Source organism: Silicimonas algicola (assembly GCF_003148765.1).
Taxonomy (GTDB): Bacteria; Pseudomonadota; Alphaproteobacteria; order Rhodobacterales; family Rhodobacteraceae; genus Silicimonas; species Silicimonas algicola.
The window spans coordinates 131,182-151,609 of sequence record NZ_QGGV01000011.1; the positions used below are offsets into that span (position 1 = coordinate 131,182).

Consider the following 20,428-nt stretch of genomic DNA (forward strand, 5'->3'; position numbering starts at 1 on the left):
CCTCACCTCTTCAGCGCACCGAGGGCGACGCCCCGGATGATGAGTTTCTGGAACGCGAGGAAGACGATGAAGACGGGCACCAGCGACAGCGTCGACATCGCGAAAAGCGGACCGTAAAGCGACTGCCCGCCGCCGCCGTCGACGAAGGCCCTCAGCGCCAGAGGCACGGTGTAGAGGTTGATGTCGTTCAGGTAGATCAGCGGCCCGAGGAAGTCGTCGTAGGTCCAGATGAACGAGAAGATGGCGGCGGTGGCCAACACCGGCGTCGACAGCGGCAGCATGATCTTCCAGTAGATTCGCCAGGGTCCGCAGCCGTCCATGATCGCCGCTTCGTCGATCTCGCGCGGGATGCCACGGAAGAACTGGACCATCAGGAAGATGAAGAAGGCGTCCACCGCGAGGTACTTCGGCACGATCAGCGGATAGAAGGTGTTCACCCAGCCGAACTTCTGGAATAGCACGTACTGCGGCACGAGCGTGACGTGGTAGGGCAGCATGAGCGTCGCCATCATCAGCGCAAAGAAGATCTTGCGGCCCCTGAACTCGAGCCGCGCGAAGGCGAAGGCGGTCAGCGAACAGGCCATCAGGTTCCCGATGACCGCGAAGATCGAGATCAGGAACGAGTTGGCGTAGAAGGTCGTGAAACTGACGCGAAGCGCGGTCCATCCCTCGCGGTAGTTCGACAGATCGAAGGTGCGCGGCAGGGCGGTCGGGTCCGAGAAGATCACCGCGTCGTCCTTGAAGGACGACATGATCATCCACAGAAGCGGGTAGATCATGCACATGGCGGCGATGAAGAGGATCGAGTGGCGCGCGACCTGGGTGCGCATTCCGGTGGGTTTGTGCCTGCTCATCGGCCCTCGTCCTCGTAATAGACCCAGTACTTCGACGTGGCGAAGGCAATGGCAGTGAAGATGGCGATGATGACGAGCAGAAGCCAGGCCAGCGCGCTCGCATAGCCCATACGGAAGTTGGCGAAGGCCTCCTCGTAGAGGTAGAGCGAATAGAAGAGCGTGGAATCGACCGGCCCGCCCTGTCCGCCAGAGACGATGTAGGCCTGGGTAAAGGCCTTGAAGGCCTCGATGGTCTGGAACACCAGGTTGAAGAAGATCACCGGCGCAAGCAGCGGCAGCGTGATCTTGCGGAACTGACGCCAGCCCGACGCCCCGTCCATCGACGCGGCCTCGTAGAGGTCCTGGGGCACCTGTCGCAGGCCGGCGAGGAAGATGATCATGGGCGAGCCGAACTGCCAGATCGCCAGCACGATCAGCGTCGTCAGCGCATAGTCCGGATGCGCGACCCAGGCCGGGCCCTTCATGCCCGTCAGCAGGAACAGCATCTGGTTGACCAGCCCCTGCGCCCCGAAGATCTGCCGCCACAGGACGGCGATGGCGACGGACGCGCCGAGAAGCGAGGGCAGGTAGAAGGTCGCGCGGTAGAAGGCGACACCTCGCACGGAACGGTCCAGCACCATCGCGAGGAGGAGCGCCACGGTCAGCTTCAGCGGCACGGACCACAGCACGTAGGTGAAGGTCACGCTCAGGGCGTTGCCGAGACGGCGGTCGTGGAAGAAGGCGTATTCATAGTTCTCGAGCCCCGACCAGCGCGGCGAGGTCAGGAGGTCGTAATCGGTAAAGGACAGGTAAAGCGACGCGAGCGTCGGACCGAGCGTCAGCCCGAAAAAGCCGATGAGCCATGGCAGCAGGAACATGTATCCCGCTCCGTTCCTGGCCCAGGCCCGGGCAATCCAGCCCTGGCGGGAGGGCGCGGCGCGCCCTCCCGTGGTGTCGGCGATCGCCGTCAAGGCTTCAGGCCCGTTCCAGCGAGCGGATCGAGTTCTCGTAGAAATCCTTCGCGGCGGCTTCCAGATCGACCTGGCCGAAGGCGACGGACTCCCACGCAGGACGCAGCGCGCGGTCGATCTCGCCAGCGTTGGCGGGCGGCGGGGGCGGCAACGGGCTGACGTGGGTTCCTACGATGTCGAGATAGTTGATGATCTTCTGCTCGGTCTCGGTCAGGCCCGGCGTGATCCTCTCGCGGATCGAAGCGTCGCCAGTCACGCCGCGCTCGATCAGGAGGATGTCGTTTGCGTCGGGATCGGTGATGAAGAAGTTCATCAGCTGCGCCGCCGCCGCCTTGTCGGCCGCCGTCTCGGACATCGAGAGGAACATCGAGGGCTTCATGTACTGCCCGGCGTTCGGACCCGAGTTCGGGATCATCACCATGTCGATCTCGTCCTCGACGAGGTTCTGCATGGCGACAAGCTGGTTCGAGTGCAGGAAGTTGAAGACGCCCTGCTTGGTCGCCATCATCGACTCTTCCATCTTGCCCGAGTCCTGCGCCTGTACGTCGGCGGGCGGGGTCAGGCCCTCGTCCTGCATCATCTTCCAGAACTCGAAGTAGGCGACGAGGTCTTCAAGATCATAGCCGATCTTGCCCTCGGGCGTGTAGAGGTCCTTGCCGGCCGAGCGCACCCAGGTCTGAAGGCGCGGCTCGAGGATGCCCATGTTTTCCGAGAAATACATGCCGTCGGGCAGCTTGTCCTTGATGTCCTTGCCGATCGCCACCCAGTCGTCCGTCGTCCAGGACGTGCTGTCGGGAAGGGTCACGCCCAGGCCATCCAGCACCGTCTTGTTGTAGACGTGGCTCATCGAGTTGGCGCCCATGGAGATGCCGTAGGTCTTTCCGTCGACGACACCCGAGGCGAGCTGGTTCGCGTCGTAGTCGGCAAGCTCCAGCTCGCTCCCGATGAACTCGTCGAGGGCGGCCAACTGGTTCCGGCGCGCGTATTCGAAGATATAGCGGTAATCCATCTGGATCACGTCGGGCAGGCTCTTGCCCGCGGCCTGCGTCGCCAGCTTCTGCCAGTAGTCGCCCCAGGCATATGTCTCGGGCGATACAGTGGACCCGGTCTTGGTCTGGTAGAGGTCGACGACGGCGTTGGTGCGCTTGTCGCGCTCGGGGTTGCCCCACCAGATCAGCCGGACGGCGCCGGCCTGCGCAAAGGCCGCGGTGCCGGAAAGGGCGGTCGCCGACAGTGCTGCGCCCAGGATGCCGCCGAACTGGCGGCGGGAATATGTCGTAGTCATCATTTCCTCCCTTGTGAGGCGACAAAGATCGCCACTGCCGACTTTCGCCGTGCATGGAGCAAAAGTAACTCGATAGTTATTTGTGTGGCAAGACTTTTGGCGCGAGGTAGCTGAGCACGACGTCAATGGCATGGGCGCGGCGTGTTGCCTGACCCGCCTCGCTGGCGAGATCATCTTGAAAAACAACGGACAACGTGTGGATGTTCGAGAAGTAGAAATAGCTGAGACCGGCGATGGTTATGTAAAGCTGAATTGGGTCGACGCCGGTCCGGAAGACGCCTTCGGCCTCTCCCGCCGACAGAACCTCGCGAATCTGTCGGATGATGGGAGAGTGCAACTCGCGCAGGTCAGGCATCTCCTTCACGAAGGCCGCGCGCTGGATGTTCTCGGTCTGAAGCAGGCGGATGAACCAGGGATGTTCGGCGAAGTGATCGAAGGTGAAGCCCACGAGTTTTGCCATCGCTTCGCGCGGGGCGAGGCGGGCCAGGTTCAACTCATGCTCGCCTGCACGGATGTCGCGGTAGGCGTCCAGAAGGACGCGGGCGTAGAGCGCTTCCTTGTTGCCGACGTAGTGGTAAAGCAGGCGCTTGTTCGCCCCGGCGCGCGTGGCGATCCTGTCGACGCGAGCGCCCTCAAGGCCGTGTTCGACGAATTCCTCGCGCGCGGCGAGAAGGATATCCCGTGTCGTGCGCTCGGGATTGCGCTCACGGGGGCGCGGAGGTCTGGCGTCGTCTGGAAGAGCTTGGTCCATGGCTTGACACCCGTAGAAGCTGGCTCATAGTAACCAAACTGTTACTTCTGCGGCAATGGAATTCCAGATGGCAACGAACAAGCGGCGCATCGCGGTTGTGGGCACCGGTCACAGGGGCACGGGGACCTGGGCCGGGGACGCACCAGCCACCTGCGCGGACGAGGTCGAGCTTGTAGGGTTGTCGGACGTCAACGTAGCACGGTTGGCCGTCGCGCAGCGCAGGCTGGGGCCGGGCCTCGTCGCATCGACCGATCTGAGTGAGATGGTGGCGGAGGCGAAGCCCCACACGCTGGTCGTCTGCACCCGCGACGATACCCATGCCGATATCATCGTGAAGGCGCTGGAAGACGGCATGGACGTCGTCACCGAAAAGCCGATGGCCGTCACGGCCGAGCAGGTGCGCCGGATCCTCGACGCCGAAGCGCGGACAGGTCGGCGCGTGGACGTCGCCTTCAACTATCGCTTCGCGCCGACCAGCCGGAAAATCCGCGAGCTTCTCGCGTCGGGGCGCATCGGGCGGATCACGTCGTGCGACTTCCACTGGTATCTCGACACCACCCACGGCGCCGACTACTTCCGCCGCTGGCACGCCTACAAACGGTTCTCCGGCAGCCTCTTCGTTCACAAGGCGACGCACCACTTCGACCTCCTGAACTGGTGGATCGACGCCGATCCGGTACGCGTCTTCGGGCAGGGAAGCCTCGAGAAATACGGAAGGAACGGACCCTTCCGCAGCAGACGCTGCAAGGGGTGCCCGCATGCGGACGAATGCGAATTCTATCTCGACATGTCGACGTCCGACTGGCTGGAAGACCTCTACGAAGGTCCGTCAGCCGAGGACGGCTACTTCCGCGACGCCTGCGTCTATCGCGAGGACATCGACATCTACGACACGATGACGGCGGCGATCCTCTACGACAACGGCGTGCAGGTCAGCTATTCGCTCAACGCCTACATGCCGATCGAGGGGTCTCACCTGGCCTTCAACGGCACCCACGGGCGGATCGAATGCCGCATGTACGAGAAGCAGGCCTTCGACGCGCCGAAGGGCGTCGACGAGATCCTCGTTCTCGGCACGGACCGCTCGGTCGAACGCATCCGGGTGGAGCATGGCCCCGGCGGTCACTTCGGAGGCGACCCGCTGCTGCACAAGGCGCTTTTCACGCCCGAAGTCGACGATCCTGCGGGCCAGCGGGCCGGAGCCCGCGCCGGAGCGATGTCCGTGCTGACGGGCGTTGCCGCGACGCAAAGCGCCGAGACGGGGCGGGCCGTGATGATCGCGGACCTGCTGAAGGGCTAGGGCCGAAGCCAGTCGGGCAGGGTGACGCGCACCTTGCGTCCGAAGAGAACGGACAGGACGAAGCGTGTGGGATCGAGTTCTGTCATCGGGCTGCTCTTTTGTTCGTTACGCGATCCCTTACCGGATTCGCGCAACGGATCCATGACGTCTCAGAGCATCCCGGCGTCGATCACGTAGGATTGCTTCGTGATCATCCGCGAGTCGTCCGAGGCGAGGAACAGGACCAGTCGCGCCACGTCGTCGCCGGTCAGGACCTGCTTGATGCGTTGGCGCTGGACCAGCGCCTGAACCGCCTCGTCGGTCTGGTACCACAGTTCGCGCTGCCGCGCCGTGATGACCGCGCCGGGTTCTATGGCGTTGACGCGGATGGCGTCGTCGCCGAAGGCGTCGGCAAGGGAATGGGTCAGGCCGACGATGGCCGCCTTCGCCGCGGAGTAGGACGCCAATTCGCGCATCCCGAGCCGCCAGGCGATGGACGAGAAGTTGACGATGGAGCCGCCGCCCGCGTCCCTCATGCCCTGCCGCACAGCTTGAGCGGCGAAGAAGTGCGGGCGCAGGTTGACGGCCTGAGCGTGGTCCCAGCCCTCGACGGTCACGCCGTCCACGTCCTCGCGCCGGTCGTTGGCCGCGTTGTTCACAAGAACGCGGATGGGGCCGAGCCTGTGGGCGGCTTCTTCTATCGCTGCCCGCAGGGCCGGAATGTCGGTCACGTCGGCGTGGAGATAGAGCGCGCGCCCGCCAAGCTCCTCGGCCAGCGCCCGCCCGGCATCGTCCTGGATGTCCAGAAAGGCGACCCGCGCGTCCTGTGCGTCGAAGGCGCGCACGATATCGGCGCCGATGCCGGAGGCGCCGCCCGTGACGAGAACGGCGCGGCCGCGAAGGGAGGGATAGCTCGCGAAGTCGGTCATGCCGCCGTTCTATGACGGCGCGTGCGTCGCGTCCATCACAGCGGATCCGCGTCGAATGCCGCCTGTATCGCGGGGTCGGTCGGCACGTCGTAGGTCAACAGGATGGTGCCGAGGATGCCGTAGAAGCCCACCATCGCGATCAGGTCGAAAACCGCACGGCGTCCGAGCGCTTGCTCGAGGTCGGCTTCGAGGTCGGGCGGCAGCCGGTGGTGATCGATCACGGCGTCCACCGCGCGGACGATCGTTCCGTCCTCGCCGTCGGGCATTTCCCGCACCGCCGCGATCCGGTGGTCCGGCAGTCCGATGGCGCGCGCGCGGGCAACGTGGTGAACCCATTCATACTCCGATCCGAGACGAAGGGCGGTGCGCAGGATGACGATCTCGCTTTTATCGGGGCCGAGCGCGCTGTCCTTCACCAAATGCTGGCGCAGGGGTGCCCAGGCCCTGAGAAGCTCGGGATGGTGCGCCATCGTGCGATAGACGTTCAAGGCGCCGGCGAAGCCATCCTTCATGTCGGCGATGCTCTCGGGCCAGTCGGCATCGGAAAGAGGAGCGATTGTGGGCATCTCGACCTCCGGATGAAGAAAGGGCGGCCCGAAGGCCGCCCCGCTCGGATCACTCGGCCGGAGCCGGCTTCGGTGTGCCGCCCTTGGCGTTGAACATCTTGCCGACGACCCAGGACACGGCGGCCGCGAAGAACGACAGGAGCGCGCCCATCTTGGCCGCGTCCTGCACCTCGCCCGGCGGGAAGGCGACCGAGGCCACGAAGAGCGAGACGGTGAAGCCGATGGCCGCGACGCAGCCGAGGACGAAGAGGTCCGAGGTCTTCATGCCGTCGGGCAGACCGAACTTGAGGACGTGGGCCCCAAGATAACCCATGGCGAAGATGCCGAGAGGCTTCCCGATCAGAAGGCCCGCCAGCACCAGCGTCGTCGCCGCCCCCACGGACGAGAACTCGACGCCCGCGTTCATCAGGCCGAAGAAGAAGAGCACAACTTCGACGGGACGTTTCAGCACATGCTCGGTGTGGTTGAGAAGGTCGGTCTGGTGAACCTCCTCTTCGGCGAAGATGCCGTAGTCGATGTCGCCGTGCGGGAAGGCGGGCACGATGGGCAGAAGACCCAGGGCCGGGTGGATGCCGGCCTGGTGGAAGGCATACCAGGAAATCGCACCGGCGATCAGGTAGGGCCAGAACGACAGGGTCTTGCGGAAGAAGGTCGAGTTCGGACGCTCCTGGTTGCCCCGGTCGAGCCGCCTCGGCATCCAGTTGAAGAGGATATAAGCTCCCACGGCCGCAGCGAGCGAGACGAGAAGCCATGCGGGCGCGAGGTCGCCCGAGGGATAGAAGATCGCGAGAATGATGAGACCCGCCGCGTCGTCCGCGATGGCGAGGAGGAGGAGGAACCCGACCGCCGGGTGGCCCGCGCCGAAGACGATTCGGCCGACGAGGTACGAAAACGCGATGTCGGTCGCCGTCGGGATGGCCCAGCCGTTCGCCAGTGTCGCGAACTTGCCCAGCATCAGCGCGCCGATCAGATAGACCGCCGCCGGGCCGATCATGCCGCCCGCCGTGGCGATGAGCGGGGTCACCGCCTTCTTGCCGCGCAGCGATCCCTCCCGCAGCGCGACGGCTTCCCAGACTTCCTTGCCCGCCAGAGCGAAGAAGAAGGCCATCAGGATGTCGTTGACGAGGAAGTGGAGCGTCAGGACACGCCCGACATGGCCCTGTCCGTCATCGTGCATGGCGCCGATCGGGCCGCCTTCCATCAGGGGATACTCGACGACGTGGTGATAGCTGTCCGGCGCCAGGTTGGCCCAGACCAGCGCGGCGATCGCGCCGAGAATGAGAAGCGCCGAGTATTCCTCGACGAAGTTCCACACCTTTCTCACGTCTCTCTCCCTGTCTCTTGTTATCGTTGTGTTTTTATGGCGTCAGAAGGATCTTGCCCGCGTGTCTTGCGGACTCCATCAGGCGATGTGCGTCGGCCGCTTTTTCGAGGGGAAGCACCTCGTGGGTGACGGGGCGCAGCTTGCCTTTTGCAAAGAGTGGCCAGACCTTGTCCTGCAACTCGGCGGCGACGGCAGCCTTGAAGGCGTCTGGTCGCGAGCGAAGCGTGGACCCGGTATAGCTGAGGCGCTTCAGCATGACAGGCATCAGGTCGATCTCGACCTTGGAGCCGGCGTTGAAGGCAAGCTGGATGATCCGGGCGTCGGGGCGGCAGGCCTTGATGTTCCGCGCGACGTAGTCGCCCCCGATGATGTCGAGAACGATGTCCGCGCCGCCCGCCTCGCGAACGACCTCGACAAAGTCCTCATCGTTGAAGTTGATCGCCCGGTCGGCGCCGAGGCCAGTGACGAAGTCGGCCGCCGCGGCGTCCGGCACCGTCGTCAGCACCTTCAGCCCGAAGGCATGGCCAAGCTGCACCGCCGTCGACCCGATCCCGCCCGCGCCGCCGTGGACGAGGAAGGAACCTCCCGTCGGAATATCGTGACCGTGGAAGACGTTGGACCAGACAGTGAAATAGGTTTCCGGCAGACCCGCCGCGTCGATCTCGGCGACGTTCCCTGGCACCGTCAGGCAATGCGACGCGTCGACGGCCACGAATTCGGCGTAGCCGCCGCCATTCGTCAGCGCCACGACCCGGTCGCCGACGCTCCAGCGCGTCACCTCCGACCCGAGGGCCACGACCTCGCCCGAGACCTCGAGGCCCAGGTGCGGGGAGGCGCCTTTCGGCGGCGGATAGTGCCCGCGACGCTGCACGAGGTCGGGGCCGTTCACCCCTGCGGCCGTCACCCGGATCAGCACCTCGTGCGGTCGGGTGTCGGGTGTCTCGATCTCGGCGATCTCCAGGACGTCGGGCGCGCCGGGTTCGCGCATGACGATGGCGCGCATGGTCGAGGGCAGGGCTTGGGGCATCGGCGGTCCTACTTGCGGTCGAGAGCGGTCAGGACCGTATCGACTACATGATCGGCGTTCTTCGCAACCAGAACGCCCGCCGATTTCAGTCGCGAGATCTTGTGTTCCGCCGACAGGGCCCCGAGCACGGAAAGCGTGCCCGCGTGTCCCATGCGGCGGCCTTCGGGCGCATGACGACCGACGACCAGCGCGATCACGGGCTTGCCGTAGTCGGTGCCGCAAAGGTACTCCGCCGCCTTCTCCTCTTCGCGCCCGCCGATCTCGCCGATCAGAACGACGGCTTCGGTCTCGGGATCATCGCGGAAGAGCTTCAGGCACTCCACGAAGCCGACGCCGTGCAGGGCATCGCCGCCCACGCCCACCGTCGTCGACTGGCCCAACCTCGCCGCGGAACACCGCGCCAGGATCTCGGAGGTCAGCGAGGCAGAGCGCGAGACGATGCCGACCCCGCCGGCGGTCGCATCCTTGGTGGGCATCACGCCGATCTTGCACTGGCCGGGGGTCAGGATGCCCTGGCTGTTCGGGCCGATCAGCACGGTCTTCGAACCCTGAAGGGCGCGCTTCACCCGGCCCATGTCATGCTGGGGCACGCGTTCGGTGACGCAGACGATCGTGCCGATCCCTGCCTCGATCGCCTCGATGATGGCATCGGCCGCCTTGGGCGCGGGTACGATCACGAGCGAGGCATTGGCTCCCGTCTCGCGCACGGCGTCCTTCACCGTGTCGTAGATCGGCAGGCCCAGGTGCCGGGTGGCACCCCGGCCCGGTCGGACGCCGGCAACGACGTTCGTGCCGTAGCGCATGGTCTGATCGGCGTAGAAGGTGCCGGCCCGGCCGGTCATCCCCTGGATCAGGACCTTGGTGTCGGCGTTCACGAGAATGGCCATCAGCGCGCTCCTTGCGCCAGAGCGACCGCGCGTTTTACCGCTCCCGTCATGTCGCTCACGACTTCGGCGGGGACCTTGCGGTCCTTGAGGATGCGCAGGCCCCAGTCGGCGTTGGTTCCTGCCAGCCGCGCCACGCAGGGCAGCTTGCGCTCGGCCCGGCTGTAGGCGAAGGCCACGCCCTCGGCCACCGTGTCGCAGACTGTCATGCCGCCGCCATGGACGTTCAGGAGGATCACTTTCACCTTCGGGTCCTTCAGCAGAAGCTCGACTCCCTTGGCGATGTCGAAGCTGGTCGCGGTGGTGCGTATGTCCATGAAGTTGGCCGCTTTTCCCCCCGCGTCGGCGATCATGTCGTTGGTGGCGAGGCCAAGCCCCGCGCCGTTCACCACGACGCCCATGTCGCCGTCCAACTTCACGAAGTTGATGTTGCTCTTCGCGGCCTCGGCCTCGACCCCCGGGATGGCCTGTTCGGCCAGCATCGTCTCGAACTCGGGGTGACGGAAAGCGGCGGAGGCGTCGAGCGTGATCTTGGCGTCGATAGCGACCCAGTCGCCCTCGGCGGTTTTCGCGAAGGGGTTGATCTCGAGAAGAGTCATGTCGTTGTCGAGAAAGGCGCGCCGTGCGGCCAGGATGGGGTCCGCCGCAGCCTCGTCGACACCAAGGTCCGAGAGGAAGGCGGTAAGGGCGACGCGATCCTCATCGGGAATGACGAGGGTATGTACGGTGTCCGAATCCATTCGCGCTTTCTGCTCGAACTCGACGCCGCCGTCCGAGGAGGCGAGAAGCATCGGTGCGCCGCTGTCGAGGTCGAGAGCGAAGGCCACGAAATACTGCGCTTTCAGGTCGAGAGCGGCCTCGACGTACACGCTGGCGACCGTCTCGCCCTCAGGCCCGGTCTGCTGGGTGACGAGGTTGCGTCCCAGCATCCGCGCCGCTTCGTCACGGACGGACGATGGGGTCGCGGCGAAGCGCACGCCGCCTGCAAGCCCGCGGCCGCCGGCGGCGATCTGGGCCTTTACCGCGTATTTCTTGGAGGCAATTCCGGGGTACGAGCCTGACAGGATGCCGGCACAGGCGGCCTCGGCCTCGTCAGCGGTACGCGCGATCCGGCCCGACGGCACCTTCAAGCCGTATTGGTGCAGCAATTCCTTGGACTTGTATTCAGAAAGCAGCATGTCGCGGCCTCCCCTCCGTGTTCACGCGTACGTGGTGTGTGGTATACCAGCGGGATCAGACCTGTCAACTTGTGTGCGCCCGTTCCGCTGTGCGAGATGGGGAGCAAAGGAGCCGCGATGTTGGATCTCAGAGACCTCGAATGTCTGGTGGCGCTGACGCGTCAGAGGCACTTCGCCAAGGCGGCCGAGACCTGCGGTATGTCGCAGCCCGCGTTTTCGATGCGGATCCGCAACCTCGAGGAGCGTCTCGACACCCAGATCGTCAAGCGCGGCAACCGCTTCCAGGGGCTGACGGCCGAGGGCCAGACCATCGTGAACCATGCGCTCGGCATTCTCGACCAGGTGCGCACGCTGGAAGAAGAGGTTCGCGCCGCGAAAGGCGAGGTCGTGGGGCGGCTGGTCCTTGCCGCCATTCCCACGGCGACCGCCTTTGCCGCCCATGTCGCGCATCGTCTGCGCGAAGGGAATCCCGGCATCCGCACGCGCATCGAGTCGACGACGTCTCTCGCCATCCAGCAAGGGATCGAGGACGGCCGCTTCGACGCAGGCCTGACCTACGCCGATGCCGCGTCGGCCGATTTTCTGAGGATCGACGAGTTGTACCGCGAGAAGTACGTCCTTCTCGTCCCCGACAGCCTCAATCCCGGCAAATCCGCCAGCATGACTTGGGCCAAAGCGGCCGAGTTGCCGCTGATCCTTCTCGAACCCGAGATGCAGAACCGCCGCATCCTCGACCGGATCTTCGAGGAAGCCGGCGTCGAACCGGACGTGGTGGCCGAGACGAACGGTTTCATGGCTGCCGTCGTCATGGCCATGCAGGGAATGGGCGCTACAGTTCTACCCCAGGTGCTGGTCGAGGCGCTTGGCACGTTCGACCGCGCCGCGCTCGTGTCCCTGACCGATCCGGCAGTCGAGCGCGCCGTTTGCCTCGTGACCCCCAGGCGGGGTCAGGGCATCCCGGTGGTCGAGGCGCTGAGGCGCACCGTTCTGCCGGGACGATAACGCCCACTTATCGGGCCTTAGCGTAATCGCATTTGACCATATGAATTCCTGAAGGCACTTTGACCGTTCAAAAGGAGAACCGCATGGCGCCGCTCGACGATCAGAAAGGTGTTTGGAAGCAGAAAGGCACGGGGCGCAGCCGCCGTACCCCCAAGGGACGGCAGGCCGATGACGCCGCGCTGAACGAGGTTCGGGCACTTCTGGGCGACCGCCCGCGGCGGCGCGATCTGCTCATCGAATTCCTCCACCTGATCCAGGACGAATACGGCCAGTTGTCGGCCCGCCATGTCGTGGCCCTGGCCGAAGAGATGCGCCTCCCGCAGGCTGAAATCTATGAGGTCGCGACCTTCTACGCCCACTTCGACGTGGTCCGCGAAGGCGAGGCTTCGCCGCCGGCGCTGACAATCCGCGTGTGCGATTCGCTGTCCTGCGAACTGGCCGGCGCGCAGGCGCTGAAGAAGGCGCTGGAAGACGGGCTCGACCCGGCCGAGGTGCGTGTCCTGCGCGCGCCCTGCATGGGACGCTGCGACACCGCGCCGGTCCTCGAACTTGGCCATCATCACATCGACCACGCGACGCCCGAGAAGGTGCGCGAGGCCATCGCGCACGGCCATACCCACGCCGACATGCCGGATTATGAGACGCTGGAAACCTACCGCGGGGCAGGGGGTTACAAGACACTCCTCGACCTGCGCGAGGTCGGCCACTGGGAGAAGGTCCAGGAGACCATCCTCGCCTCCGGCCTTCGCGGTCTTGGCGGGGCGGGCTTTCCCTCGGGCAAGAAGTGGGGCTTCGTTCGCGCCAATCCGGGACCGCGCTACCTCGCCGTGAACGGCGACGAGGGCGAGCCGGGGACCTTCAAGGACCGCTACTTCCTCGAGCGGACGCCGCACCTGTTCCTGGAAGGGATGCTGATCGCCGCATGGGCCGTGGAGGCCGAGCGCGCCTTCATCTACATGCGCGACGAATATCCTGCCGTGCTGGAAATCCTTCGCCGCGAAATCGCGGCGCTGGAGGATGCAGGCATCGCCAGGAAAGGCTTCATCGACCTCCGCAGGGGCGCGGGCGCCTATATCTGCGGCGAGGAATCGGCGATGATCGAGTCGATCGAGGGCAAGCGCGGCCTGCCGCGCCACCGCCCGCCCTTCGTGGCGCAGGTCGGCATCTTCGGCCGTCCGACGCTCGTCCACAACGTCGAGACGCTTCACTGGGTCGCCAAGATTTGCCGCGAGGGTCCCGAGTGCCTGAGCGCCACGGAAAAAAACGGCCGCAAGGGGCTGCGGAGTTATTCGGTCTCGGGCCGCGTGAAGAACCCTGGCGTGCATCTGCTTCCTGCGGGCTCGACCATCACCGACATCATCGAGGCTTCGGGCGGAATGCTCGACGGCCACAGCTTCAAGGCCTACCAGCCGGGCGGTCCGTCCTCGGGTCTGCTGCCGGCCCACATGAACGACATCCCGCTCGACTTCGACACGCTTCAGCCCCACGGATCGTTCATCGGGTCCGCCGCCGTCGTCGTCCTGTCGGACCGCGACAGCGCCAAGGCCGCCGCGCTCAACATGCTTCGCTTCTTCGAGGATGAAAGCTGCGGCCAGTGCACCCCCTGCCGCGTCGGCTGCGAGAAGGCGGTCAAGCTGATGGAGAAGGAGGTCTGGGACGTCGACCTTCTCGAGGACCTCTGCACCGTTTTGGCCGATGCCTCGATCTGCGGTCTGGGACAGGCCGCGCCTAACCCGATCCGCCTGACCATCAAGCACTTCATGGACGAGTCCGAGTACGTGCCGCCCGAAGACGGCTACGACACGACGGGCTCTCTCGAGAACAGGAACTGACGCCATGCCGGATGGAACACAAATCCAACAGGTCACCTTCACGCTCGACGGGCGCGAGGTCACCGTTCCCGAGGGCACTACCATATGGGAGGCCGCCTTCGGGCAGGGTCTTCGGATCCCCCACCTCTGCCACAAGCCGGCACCGGGCTATCGCCCCGACGGCAACTGCCGCGCCTGCATGGTCGAGGTCGAGGGCGAGCGTGTCCTCGTCGCCTCGTGCATCCGGCCCGCCGCCGACGGCATGGTGGTGAAGTCCGCCACGGAACGCGCTGAGAAGGCGCGCAAACTCGTCACCGAGCTTCTGGTCGCCGACCAGCCCAAGCGCGACGTCGCGCATGACAAGTCCTCGCACTTCTGGGACATGGCGGACCTGAACGGTGTCACCGAAAGCCGCTTCCCCCCGATGGAAGAGGTCCGCGTCCCGCTTCTCGACGCCAGCCACGTCGCCATGCGCGTCAACCTCGACGCCTGCATCCAGTGCAATCTCTGCGTCCGCGCCTGTCGCGACGTGCAGGTCAACGACGTGATCGGCATGGCCTATCGCGGGCACGATTCGAAGATCGTCTTCGACCAGGACGACCCCATGGGCGCCTCGACCTGCGTCGCCTGCGGTGAATGCGTCCAGGCCTGTCCGACGGGCGCACTGATGCCCGCGACCGTGGTGGACGATGCCCAGGTTGGCGACAGTGCCGACTTCGACAGCGAGGTGGATTCCGTCTGCCCCTATTGTGGCGTCGGCTGCCAGATCTCTTTCAAGGTCAAGGACGGCAAGATCAAGTACGTCGAGGGTATCGATGGCCCGGCGAACGAGAACCGGCTGTGCGTCAAGGGCCGCTTCGGCTTCGACTATATCCAGCACCCGCATCGCCTGAAGAAACCCCTGATCCGGCGCGAGGACGCGCCCGAGAAGGGGCTGAACGTCGATCCGGCGAACATCCTGACCCACTTCCGCGAGGCGACCTGGGACGAGGCGCTGGACGCCGCGGCGAACGGCCTTGCGAAGCTGCGTGAGGATACCGGACGCCGGGTGGCGGGCTTCGGTTCGGCAAAGTGTTCGAACGAAGAGGCCTATCTCTTCCAGAAGCTGATCCGGCAGGGGTTCGGCCACAACAACGTCGACCACTGCACCCGTCTCTGCCACGCCTCGTCTGTGGCGGCATTGATGGAGAACGTCGGCAGCGCAGCGGTGACGGCGACCTTCAACGAGATCGAGAATGCGGACGTGGCCATCGCCATCGGCTGCAACCCGACCGAGAACCACCCGGTCGCGGCGACCTACTTCAAGCAGTTCGCCAAGCGCGGCGGCAAGCTGATCGTGATGGATCCGCGCGCCAACGGGCTGAAGCGCTATGCCTCGCACATGCTCCAGTTCAAGCCGGGCGCCGATGTCTCGATGCTGAACGCGATAATGCACGTCATCGTCGAGGAAGGGCTCTACGACGAGCAGTACATCCAGGGCTACACCGAGAACTGGGAGGCGATGAAGGAGCATCTGAAGGGCTTCTCGCCCGAGAAGATGTCCGCGATCTGCGGCATCGACGCCGAAGTCCTTCGCGACGTGGCCCGCACCTTCGCGGGCGCCAAGGCGGGGATGATCTTCTGGGGCATGGGCATCTCGCAGCACATCCACGGCACCGACAACTCGCGCTGCCTCATCAGCCTCGCGCTGATGACGGGGCAGGTCGGGCGTCCGGGCACGGGCCTCCATCCGCTCCGTGGCCAGAACAACGTCCAGGGCGCGTCGGATGCGGGCCTCATTCCGATGTTCCTGCCGGACTATCAGCCGGTGACGGACGACGGCGTGCGCTCGGCCTTCACCGATGTCTGGAAGTCCAGCGACTTCTCGTCCGAGAAGGGTCTGACCGTGGTCGAGATCATGGACGCGATCCATGCCGGCGACATTCGGGGCATGTATATCCTGGGCGAGAACCCGGCGATGTCCGACCCCGACGCAAGCCACGCCCGCGATGCTCTGGCGAAGCTCGAGCACCTCGTCGTCCAGGACATCTTCCTGACCGAGACGGCGAATTATGCAGACGTGATCCTGCCGTCCTCGGCCTGGTACGAGAAGACCGGGACCGTCACCAACACAAACCGGCAGGTCCAGATGGGCCGTCCGGTGATGCCGCCGCCGGGCGAGGCGAAGGAAGACTGGTGGATCGAGGTCGAACTGGCCAAGCGGCTGGGCCTCGACTGGGACTATACGCATCCGCGCCAGGTCTTTGCCGAGATGAAGATCAACATGAAGTCGCTCGACAACATCACCTGGGAGCGTCTCGAAAGATCGGCGGTGACCTATCCGTCGCTTTCGCCCGAGGACCCGGGTCAGGCGATCGTCTTCGGCGACGGCTTCCCTCGTGCCGACGGTCGGGCGAAATTCACCCCGGCCAGCGTCATCCAGCCGGACGAGCTGCCGGACGCCGAATACCCGATGGTCCTCATCACCGGCCGCCAGCTCGAGCACTGGCACACGGGCTCGATGACGCGGCGCTCGAAGGTGCTGGATGCGATGGAGCCGGAGGCCAATTGTTCGATGCATCCGCGGACCTTGCGTGCGCTTGGCGTCGAGGCGGGCGACTACGTTCAACTCACCACGCGGCGCGGGACGGTTTCGGTCATGGCGAGGTCGGACCGCGCAATCGGCGAGGGTCAGGTCTTCCTGCCCTTCGCCTATGTCGAGGCGGCTGCGAACATTCTGACGAACCCCGCTCTCGATCCCTTCGGCAAGATCCCCGAGTTCAAGTTCTCGGCGGTTCGGGTCGAGAAGGCGAAAGACGCCGTCGCGGCCGAGTAACCTCGGGCGACAGATGTGAAAAGGGCCGGCTCTCATGGCCGGCCCTTTTCGCTCGCACGGGGGAAGAAACGTTGTACGCCTCTTCATCGGCGAACAATAAGGCAGGAATTTGCCCTATCGTTGCTGACTTAGTGACAATTGCCTTTTCCGGGCCTGAATGAACGGCTCGAGGCATGCGCTGCAGCGCGGCGGGCAGTTGGGGCTATCGCCTGTGCATGGACCGCGCTAGGACAGGCCGAAACAGGGAGGCATACATGCGTATACTGATCCTCGGGGCGTCCTACGGTTCGCTCCTGTCGACGAAGCTTCTGATGGCCGGGCACGATGTGACGCTCGTCTGCATGCCCGCCGAGGCGGAACTCATCAACGCCACCGGCACGACGGTGCGCATGACGTTGCGGGGCGAGGACGAACCGCGACTTCTCAGGTCGGGCGACTTTCCCGGCACTCTGGACGCGGTGACGCCGGGGGATGCGGATCCCGCCGCCTATGACCTCGTCGCGATGGCGATGCAGGAACCGCAGTACAGCGCGCCCGAAATCCGCGATCTCTTGAAGCGGATCGGCGAGGCCCGCGTTCCCTGCATGTCGATCATGAACATGCCGCCGCTCTCCTACCTCCGCCGGATCCCTGTCATCGATGGCGACAGCCTGACGGACTGCTTCGCCGACGCCTCGGTCTGGGATGCAATCGAGCCGTCGCTGATGACGCTCTGCTCGCCCGATCCGCAGGCCTTCCGCCCGCCGGAAGAGGGGCTGAACTTCCTCCACGTCGGGCTGCCGACCAACTTCAAGGCCGCCGCCTTCGACGATCCGGCGCATACCGCCATCCTCAAGACGCTTGAAGCCGACATCGCGGCGGTGACGCTCGACGGCAAGGACGTGCCGGTGAAGCTGCGCGTCCACGACAGCCCCTTCGTGCCCTTCGCCAAGTGGTCGATGCTGCTGACAGGCAACTACCGCTGCATAGAGGCCGATGGCATCCGGCCGATCCGGGAGGCTGTGCATTCGGACATCGACGCCTCGCGCGAGGTCTATGAGTGGGTCGACGCGCTGGTTCGCAAGTTGGGGGCGGGGAATGAGGACGCGGTGCCCTTCGAGAAGTATGCCAACGCGGCGAGGTCGCTTCTGAAGCCGTCTTCGGCGGCGCGCGCCATCGATGCGGGCGCGCCCGCCATCGAGAGGGTGGACCGGCTGGTGCAGACGCTTGGCCGCGCGCAGGGGATGCAGTCCGACACGGTGGACCAGACGGTGAAAGTCGTGGATGCCCGGCTTCAGGAGAACCGGGCGAAGGCGAAGACCTAGCCGGTATTCCTCAGCCCCGATGCGACGCCATTGATCGACAAGAGCAGACCGCGCATCGACTTCTCGTCGTCCTGACCTGCCCGAACCCGGCGCAGCATCTCGACCTGCATGTGATTGAGGGGGTCGAGGTAGGGGCTGCGTCTCCTCAAGGCGGCCGCCCGCTCGGTCGATCCGGCTTCGCCCACGGGGTGGCCGGTGATGGTCTCCAGAGCCTCGATGGCCAGGGCCCATTCCGCGCGGATGCGTCCGAAGATGCTCTCGGCCAGAGCGCGGTCCTCGACGAGATCGACGTAAGAGGCGGCGATGGAGAGGTCGGCGCGTTCCGAGATGAACTCGATCTTCGAGATCAGCATTCGGAAGAAGGGCCAGTCGGCGTAGAGACCGCGCAGCGTTTCGGTGCCTTTGGGACCCGCGTCCGTCAGCCACTCCGACACGGCGGTGCCGAAGCCGTACCAGCCCGGCAGCATGATCCGGCATTGGGCCCAGGAGAAGACCCAGGGGATCGCGCGCAGCGCGGTGATCTCGCGCGTCTTGGCCCGCGAGGCTGGGCGCGAACCGATGTTCAGCGATGCGATCTCGTTGATGATGGTGCAGGACCAGAAGAAATCCTCGAACCCTTCCGTGCCGTAGACGAGGTCCCGGTATGTCTCGAAGGCGGTCTGGCTGAGGGTTTCCATGATCCGTTCGCCCGCCGAGGATCGTTCCGAGGTGCGGGCGAAGAAGGACGCCTCCACCGCAGCCGCAACGACGGTTTCGAGGTGTGCGTGACCGATGTCGCGCTGCGTATAGTGGGAGGAGATGACCTCGCCCTGTTCCGTCAGGCGCACCTGACCATCCACGGCGCCCGCAGGCTGGGCCAGGATCGCCTCGCGCACCGACCCGCCGCCGCGGCCGACCGATCCGCCGCGACCGTGGAACAGCCTCAGCCGCACGCCGTGCTTCCGGAACAGCGCCACCAGCTCCCGCTCGGCCTTGTAGAGTTCCCAGTTCGAGGTGACGAAGCCGCCGTCCTTGTTCGAGTCGGAATAGCCTAGCATCACCTCCTGCACGTTCTCCTGCCATTTGAGCGTGCGCAGGTACTCGGGCATCTCGAGCAGCGACTTCATCACCGAAGCGCCGTTGCGGAGATCCTCGATGGTCTCGAAAAGCGGCACCACACGCAGGCCCTTGTCGGCGTCCGAGGCGGCGAGGCCGGTTTCCTTCAGCAGCACCATCAGCTCCAGCAGATCCGAGGCGGAGGTGCAGTTCGAGATGATGGCGCAGGTGATGGCGCGCGGCCCGAAGGTGTCGCGGGTGCGGCGCGCCTCGGTGAGGACCGCAAGCTCGCTGCGGGTCTCGTCCGTATAGGCGTGGAACGGCCGCATCAGGTGGCGGCGGGACCCCAGTTCCTCGCGCAGGATGGCCACGCGCGACATCTCGTCGAGGTCGGCGTAGCCCGGTCGGCCTGCCGCTTCCAGAAGCTCGGCCACGGTCCGGAGGTGGACGGCCGAATTCTGGCGCAGATCGACGGTGGCGAGGTGGAAGCCGAAGGAGCGCACCTTGCGGCGCAGTCGCAGAAGCCGGCCCTTCGCCGTCGCCTCGGCCTGGTTCGCTCGGAGCGAGGCGTCGATCAGGTCGAGGTCGGCCAGGAAGTCCGACGGCGCGGCATAGGGGAGGGCGGCTGCGGTCTTGCGGGGGACGCCCGCGTTCGGCACCAGCTCGCGCAGGGTCGCGGCGAGGCGGGCGTAGAGCGCGATCAGCACCCTGCGATAGGGTTCGTCCTGCCGATGCGGCGAGGTGTCGGGCGATGCGTCGGACAGGGCCGCGATTGCGGGGCTGCGTGACAGTTCGTGCAGCGCGCGGGCGATGGCGAATTCGGCGCGCATGGTGGCCTGCCGCCGGATCTCGGTCGGGTGAGCGGTCATCACGGGGCTGACGAGGGCGGTCCGGAAGAAGTCGGCGAGGGCGGCCTCCGATCCCGACGCCTCGATGGCGCGGGACAGGATCGCGTCCAGTGACGGCGCCTCGGTCTTTTCCTCGGCGTGGAGCAGCGCCTCGTCCTCGGTGATGTTCAGAAGGTGCAGGTAATAGGTGAAGGCCCGGAGCGCCTGGATCATGCGCTCGACGGGCAGGGCGGAGATGATCTCGCGCACGCGTCCGAGGTCGTCGGCGGAGGCGCTGTCGTGGAACCGGATCGATCCCTTGCGGATGTCCTCGACCATGTCGAAGGCCTGTCCGCCCTCCTGCACGCGCAGGACGTCGCCGAGGACGCGGCCCAGGAAGCGGATGCCGTCGTCGGTCGCGGTCTTTCCGGTGTCGGCCATGTGTCGTCCTCCAAAGGAAAAGGGCCCCGTCGGGGGCCCTTCGTTGTTAGCGGTAACTTTTGAGAAAGGTAAGCCTCACCCGATGGCTTCCAGCATGGCCTCGCCCAGTCCGGCGGGGCTTTCGGCGACGGTGATGCCGGCGGAGCGCATGGCTTCGATCTTGTCC

General features: G+C 65.5%; 16 protein-coding genes. 5 read left to right on the top strand and 11 right to left on the bottom strand.

Going from position 1 to position 20,428, the window contains the following annotated elements; all coding sequences use genetic code 11:
- Window positions 1–2: 2 nt before the first annotated feature.
- From C8D95_RS19015 to C8D95_RS19030, 4 genes are all read right to left on the bottom strand, one after another.
- Window positions 3–854, bottom strand: a complete 852-nt coding sequence (locus C8D95_RS19015) for a carbohydrate ABC transporter permease (RefSeq protein WP_109760784.1) — start codon at window positions 852–854, stop codon at window positions 3–5.
- A complete protein-coding gene (locus C8D95_RS19020; protein ID WP_241239677.1) occupies window positions 851–1,804 on the bottom strand; it encodes a carbohydrate ABC transporter permease in 954 nt (317 codons plus the stop codon). The genes C8D95_RS19015 and C8D95_RS19020 overlap by 4 nt, the downstream gene beginning before the upstream one ends.
- A 4-nt stretch (window positions 1,805–1,808) precedes the next feature.
- Entirely contained in the window at window positions 1,809–3,089 is a 1,281-nt protein-coding gene (locus C8D95_RS19025) for an ABC transporter substrate-binding protein (RefSeq protein WP_164721699.1), read from the bottom strand.
- 76 nt (window positions 3,090–3,165) lie between these two features.
- Complete coding sequence (locus tag C8D95_RS19030; RefSeq protein ID WP_109760787.1) at window positions 3,166–3,840, bottom strand: TetR/AcrR family transcriptional regulator; 675 nt, start codon at window positions 3,838–3,840, stop codon at window positions 3,166–3,168.
- Between the two features lie 67 nt (window positions 3,841–3,907).
- On the opposite strand from C8D95_RS19030, the gene C8D95_RS19035 reads away from it, so the two are divergent.
- Window positions 3,908–5,140 (top strand): Gfo/Idh/MocA family protein, encoded by a 1,233-nt coding sequence (locus C8D95_RS19035; RefSeq protein WP_109760788.1) that lies wholly within the window; start codon window positions 3,908–3,910, stop codon window positions 5,138–5,140.
- 149 nt (window positions 5,141–5,289) lie between these two features.
- Here C8D95_RS19035 and C8D95_RS19040 read toward each other — a convergent pair whose 3' ends face one another.
- From C8D95_RS19040 to C8D95_RS19065, 6 genes are read right to left on the bottom strand one after another with little or no spacing between them, the layout of a single operon-like run.
- Window positions 5,290–6,048 carry an SDR family NAD(P)-dependent oxidoreductase gene (locus tag C8D95_RS19040; protein WP_109760789.1) on the bottom strand — a complete coding sequence of 253 codons (759 nt, stop codon included), beginning with the start codon at window positions 6,046–6,048 and terminating at the stop codon, window positions 5,290–5,292.
- A gap of 35 nt (window positions 6,049–6,083) precedes the next feature.
- Window positions 6,084–6,614, bottom strand: coding sequence for a carboxymuconolactone decarboxylase family protein (locus C8D95_RS19045; RefSeq protein WP_109760790.1), 531 nt, complete (start codon window positions 6,612–6,614; stop codon window positions 6,084–6,086).
- 49 nt (window positions 6,615–6,663) lie between these two features.
- Window positions 6,664–7,938 carry a Na+/H+ antiporter NhaA gene (locus C8D95_RS19050; protein ID WP_109760791.1) on the bottom strand — a complete coding sequence of 425 codons (1,275 nt, stop codon included), beginning with the start codon at window positions 7,936–7,938 and terminating at the stop codon, window positions 6,664–6,666.
- A 34-nt stretch (window positions 7,939–7,972) separates the two neighbouring features.
- Window positions 7,973–8,965 (bottom strand): NAD(P)H-quinone oxidoreductase, encoded by a 993-nt coding sequence (locus C8D95_RS19055; protein WP_109760792.1) that lies wholly within the window; start codon window positions 8,963–8,965, stop codon window positions 7,973–7,975.
- Between the two features lie 8 nt (window positions 8,966–8,973).
- The gene (gene sucD, locus C8D95_RS19060; protein ID WP_109760793.1) at window positions 8,974–9,852 is read right to left on the bottom strand and encodes a succinate--CoA ligase subunit alpha; all 879 of its coding nucleotides are present in this window, start codon (window positions 9,850–9,852) and stop codon (window positions 8,974–8,976) included.
- Complete coding sequence (locus tag C8D95_RS19065) at window positions 9,852–11,027, bottom strand: succinate--CoA ligase subunit beta (RefSeq protein WP_109760794.1); 1,176 nt, start codon at window positions 11,025–11,027, stop codon at window positions 9,852–9,854. The genes sucD and C8D95_RS19065 overlap by 1 nt, the downstream gene beginning before the upstream one ends.
- A 117-nt stretch (window positions 11,028–11,144) precedes the next feature.
- Here C8D95_RS19065 and C8D95_RS19070 point away from each other — a divergent pair, with 117 nt between their 5' ends.
- The 4 genes from C8D95_RS19070 (at window position 11,145) to C8D95_RS19085 (ending at window position 17,959) form a co-directional block, all read left to right on the top strand.
- On the top strand, window positions 11,145–12,029 hold the full coding sequence (locus C8D95_RS19070) for a LysR family transcriptional regulator (RefSeq protein ID WP_109760795.1): 885 nt from the start codon (window positions 11,145–11,147) through the stop codon (window positions 12,027–12,029).
- A gap of 83 nt (window positions 12,030–12,112) precedes the next feature.
- Window positions 12,113–13,861, top strand: a complete 1,749-nt coding sequence (locus C8D95_RS19075) for an NAD(P)H-dependent oxidoreductase subunit E (RefSeq protein WP_109760796.1) — start codon at window positions 12,113–12,115, stop codon at window positions 13,859–13,861.
- A 4-nt stretch (window positions 13,862–13,865) separates the two neighbouring features.
- Window positions 13,866–16,655, top strand: a complete 2,790-nt coding sequence (gene fdhF, locus C8D95_RS19080) for a formate dehydrogenase subunit alpha (protein ID WP_109760797.1) — start codon at window positions 13,866–13,868, stop codon at window positions 16,653–16,655.
- 254 nt (window positions 16,656–16,909) lie between these two features.
- Window positions 16,910–17,959 (top strand): ketopantoate reductase family protein, encoded by a 1,050-nt coding sequence (locus C8D95_RS19085; protein WP_206508320.1) that lies wholly within the window; start codon window positions 16,910–16,912, stop codon window positions 17,957–17,959.
- Here the strand turns inward: C8D95_RS19085 and C8D95_RS19090 are convergent.
- The gene (locus C8D95_RS19090; RefSeq protein ID WP_109760798.1) at window positions 17,956–20,262 is read right to left on the bottom strand and encodes a phosphoenolpyruvate carboxylase; all 2,307 of its coding nucleotides are present in this window, start codon (window positions 20,260–20,262) and stop codon (window positions 17,956–17,958) included. The genes C8D95_RS19085 and C8D95_RS19090 overlap by 4 nt on opposite strands.
- Between the last annotated feature and the right edge of the window lie 166 nt (window positions 20,263–20,428).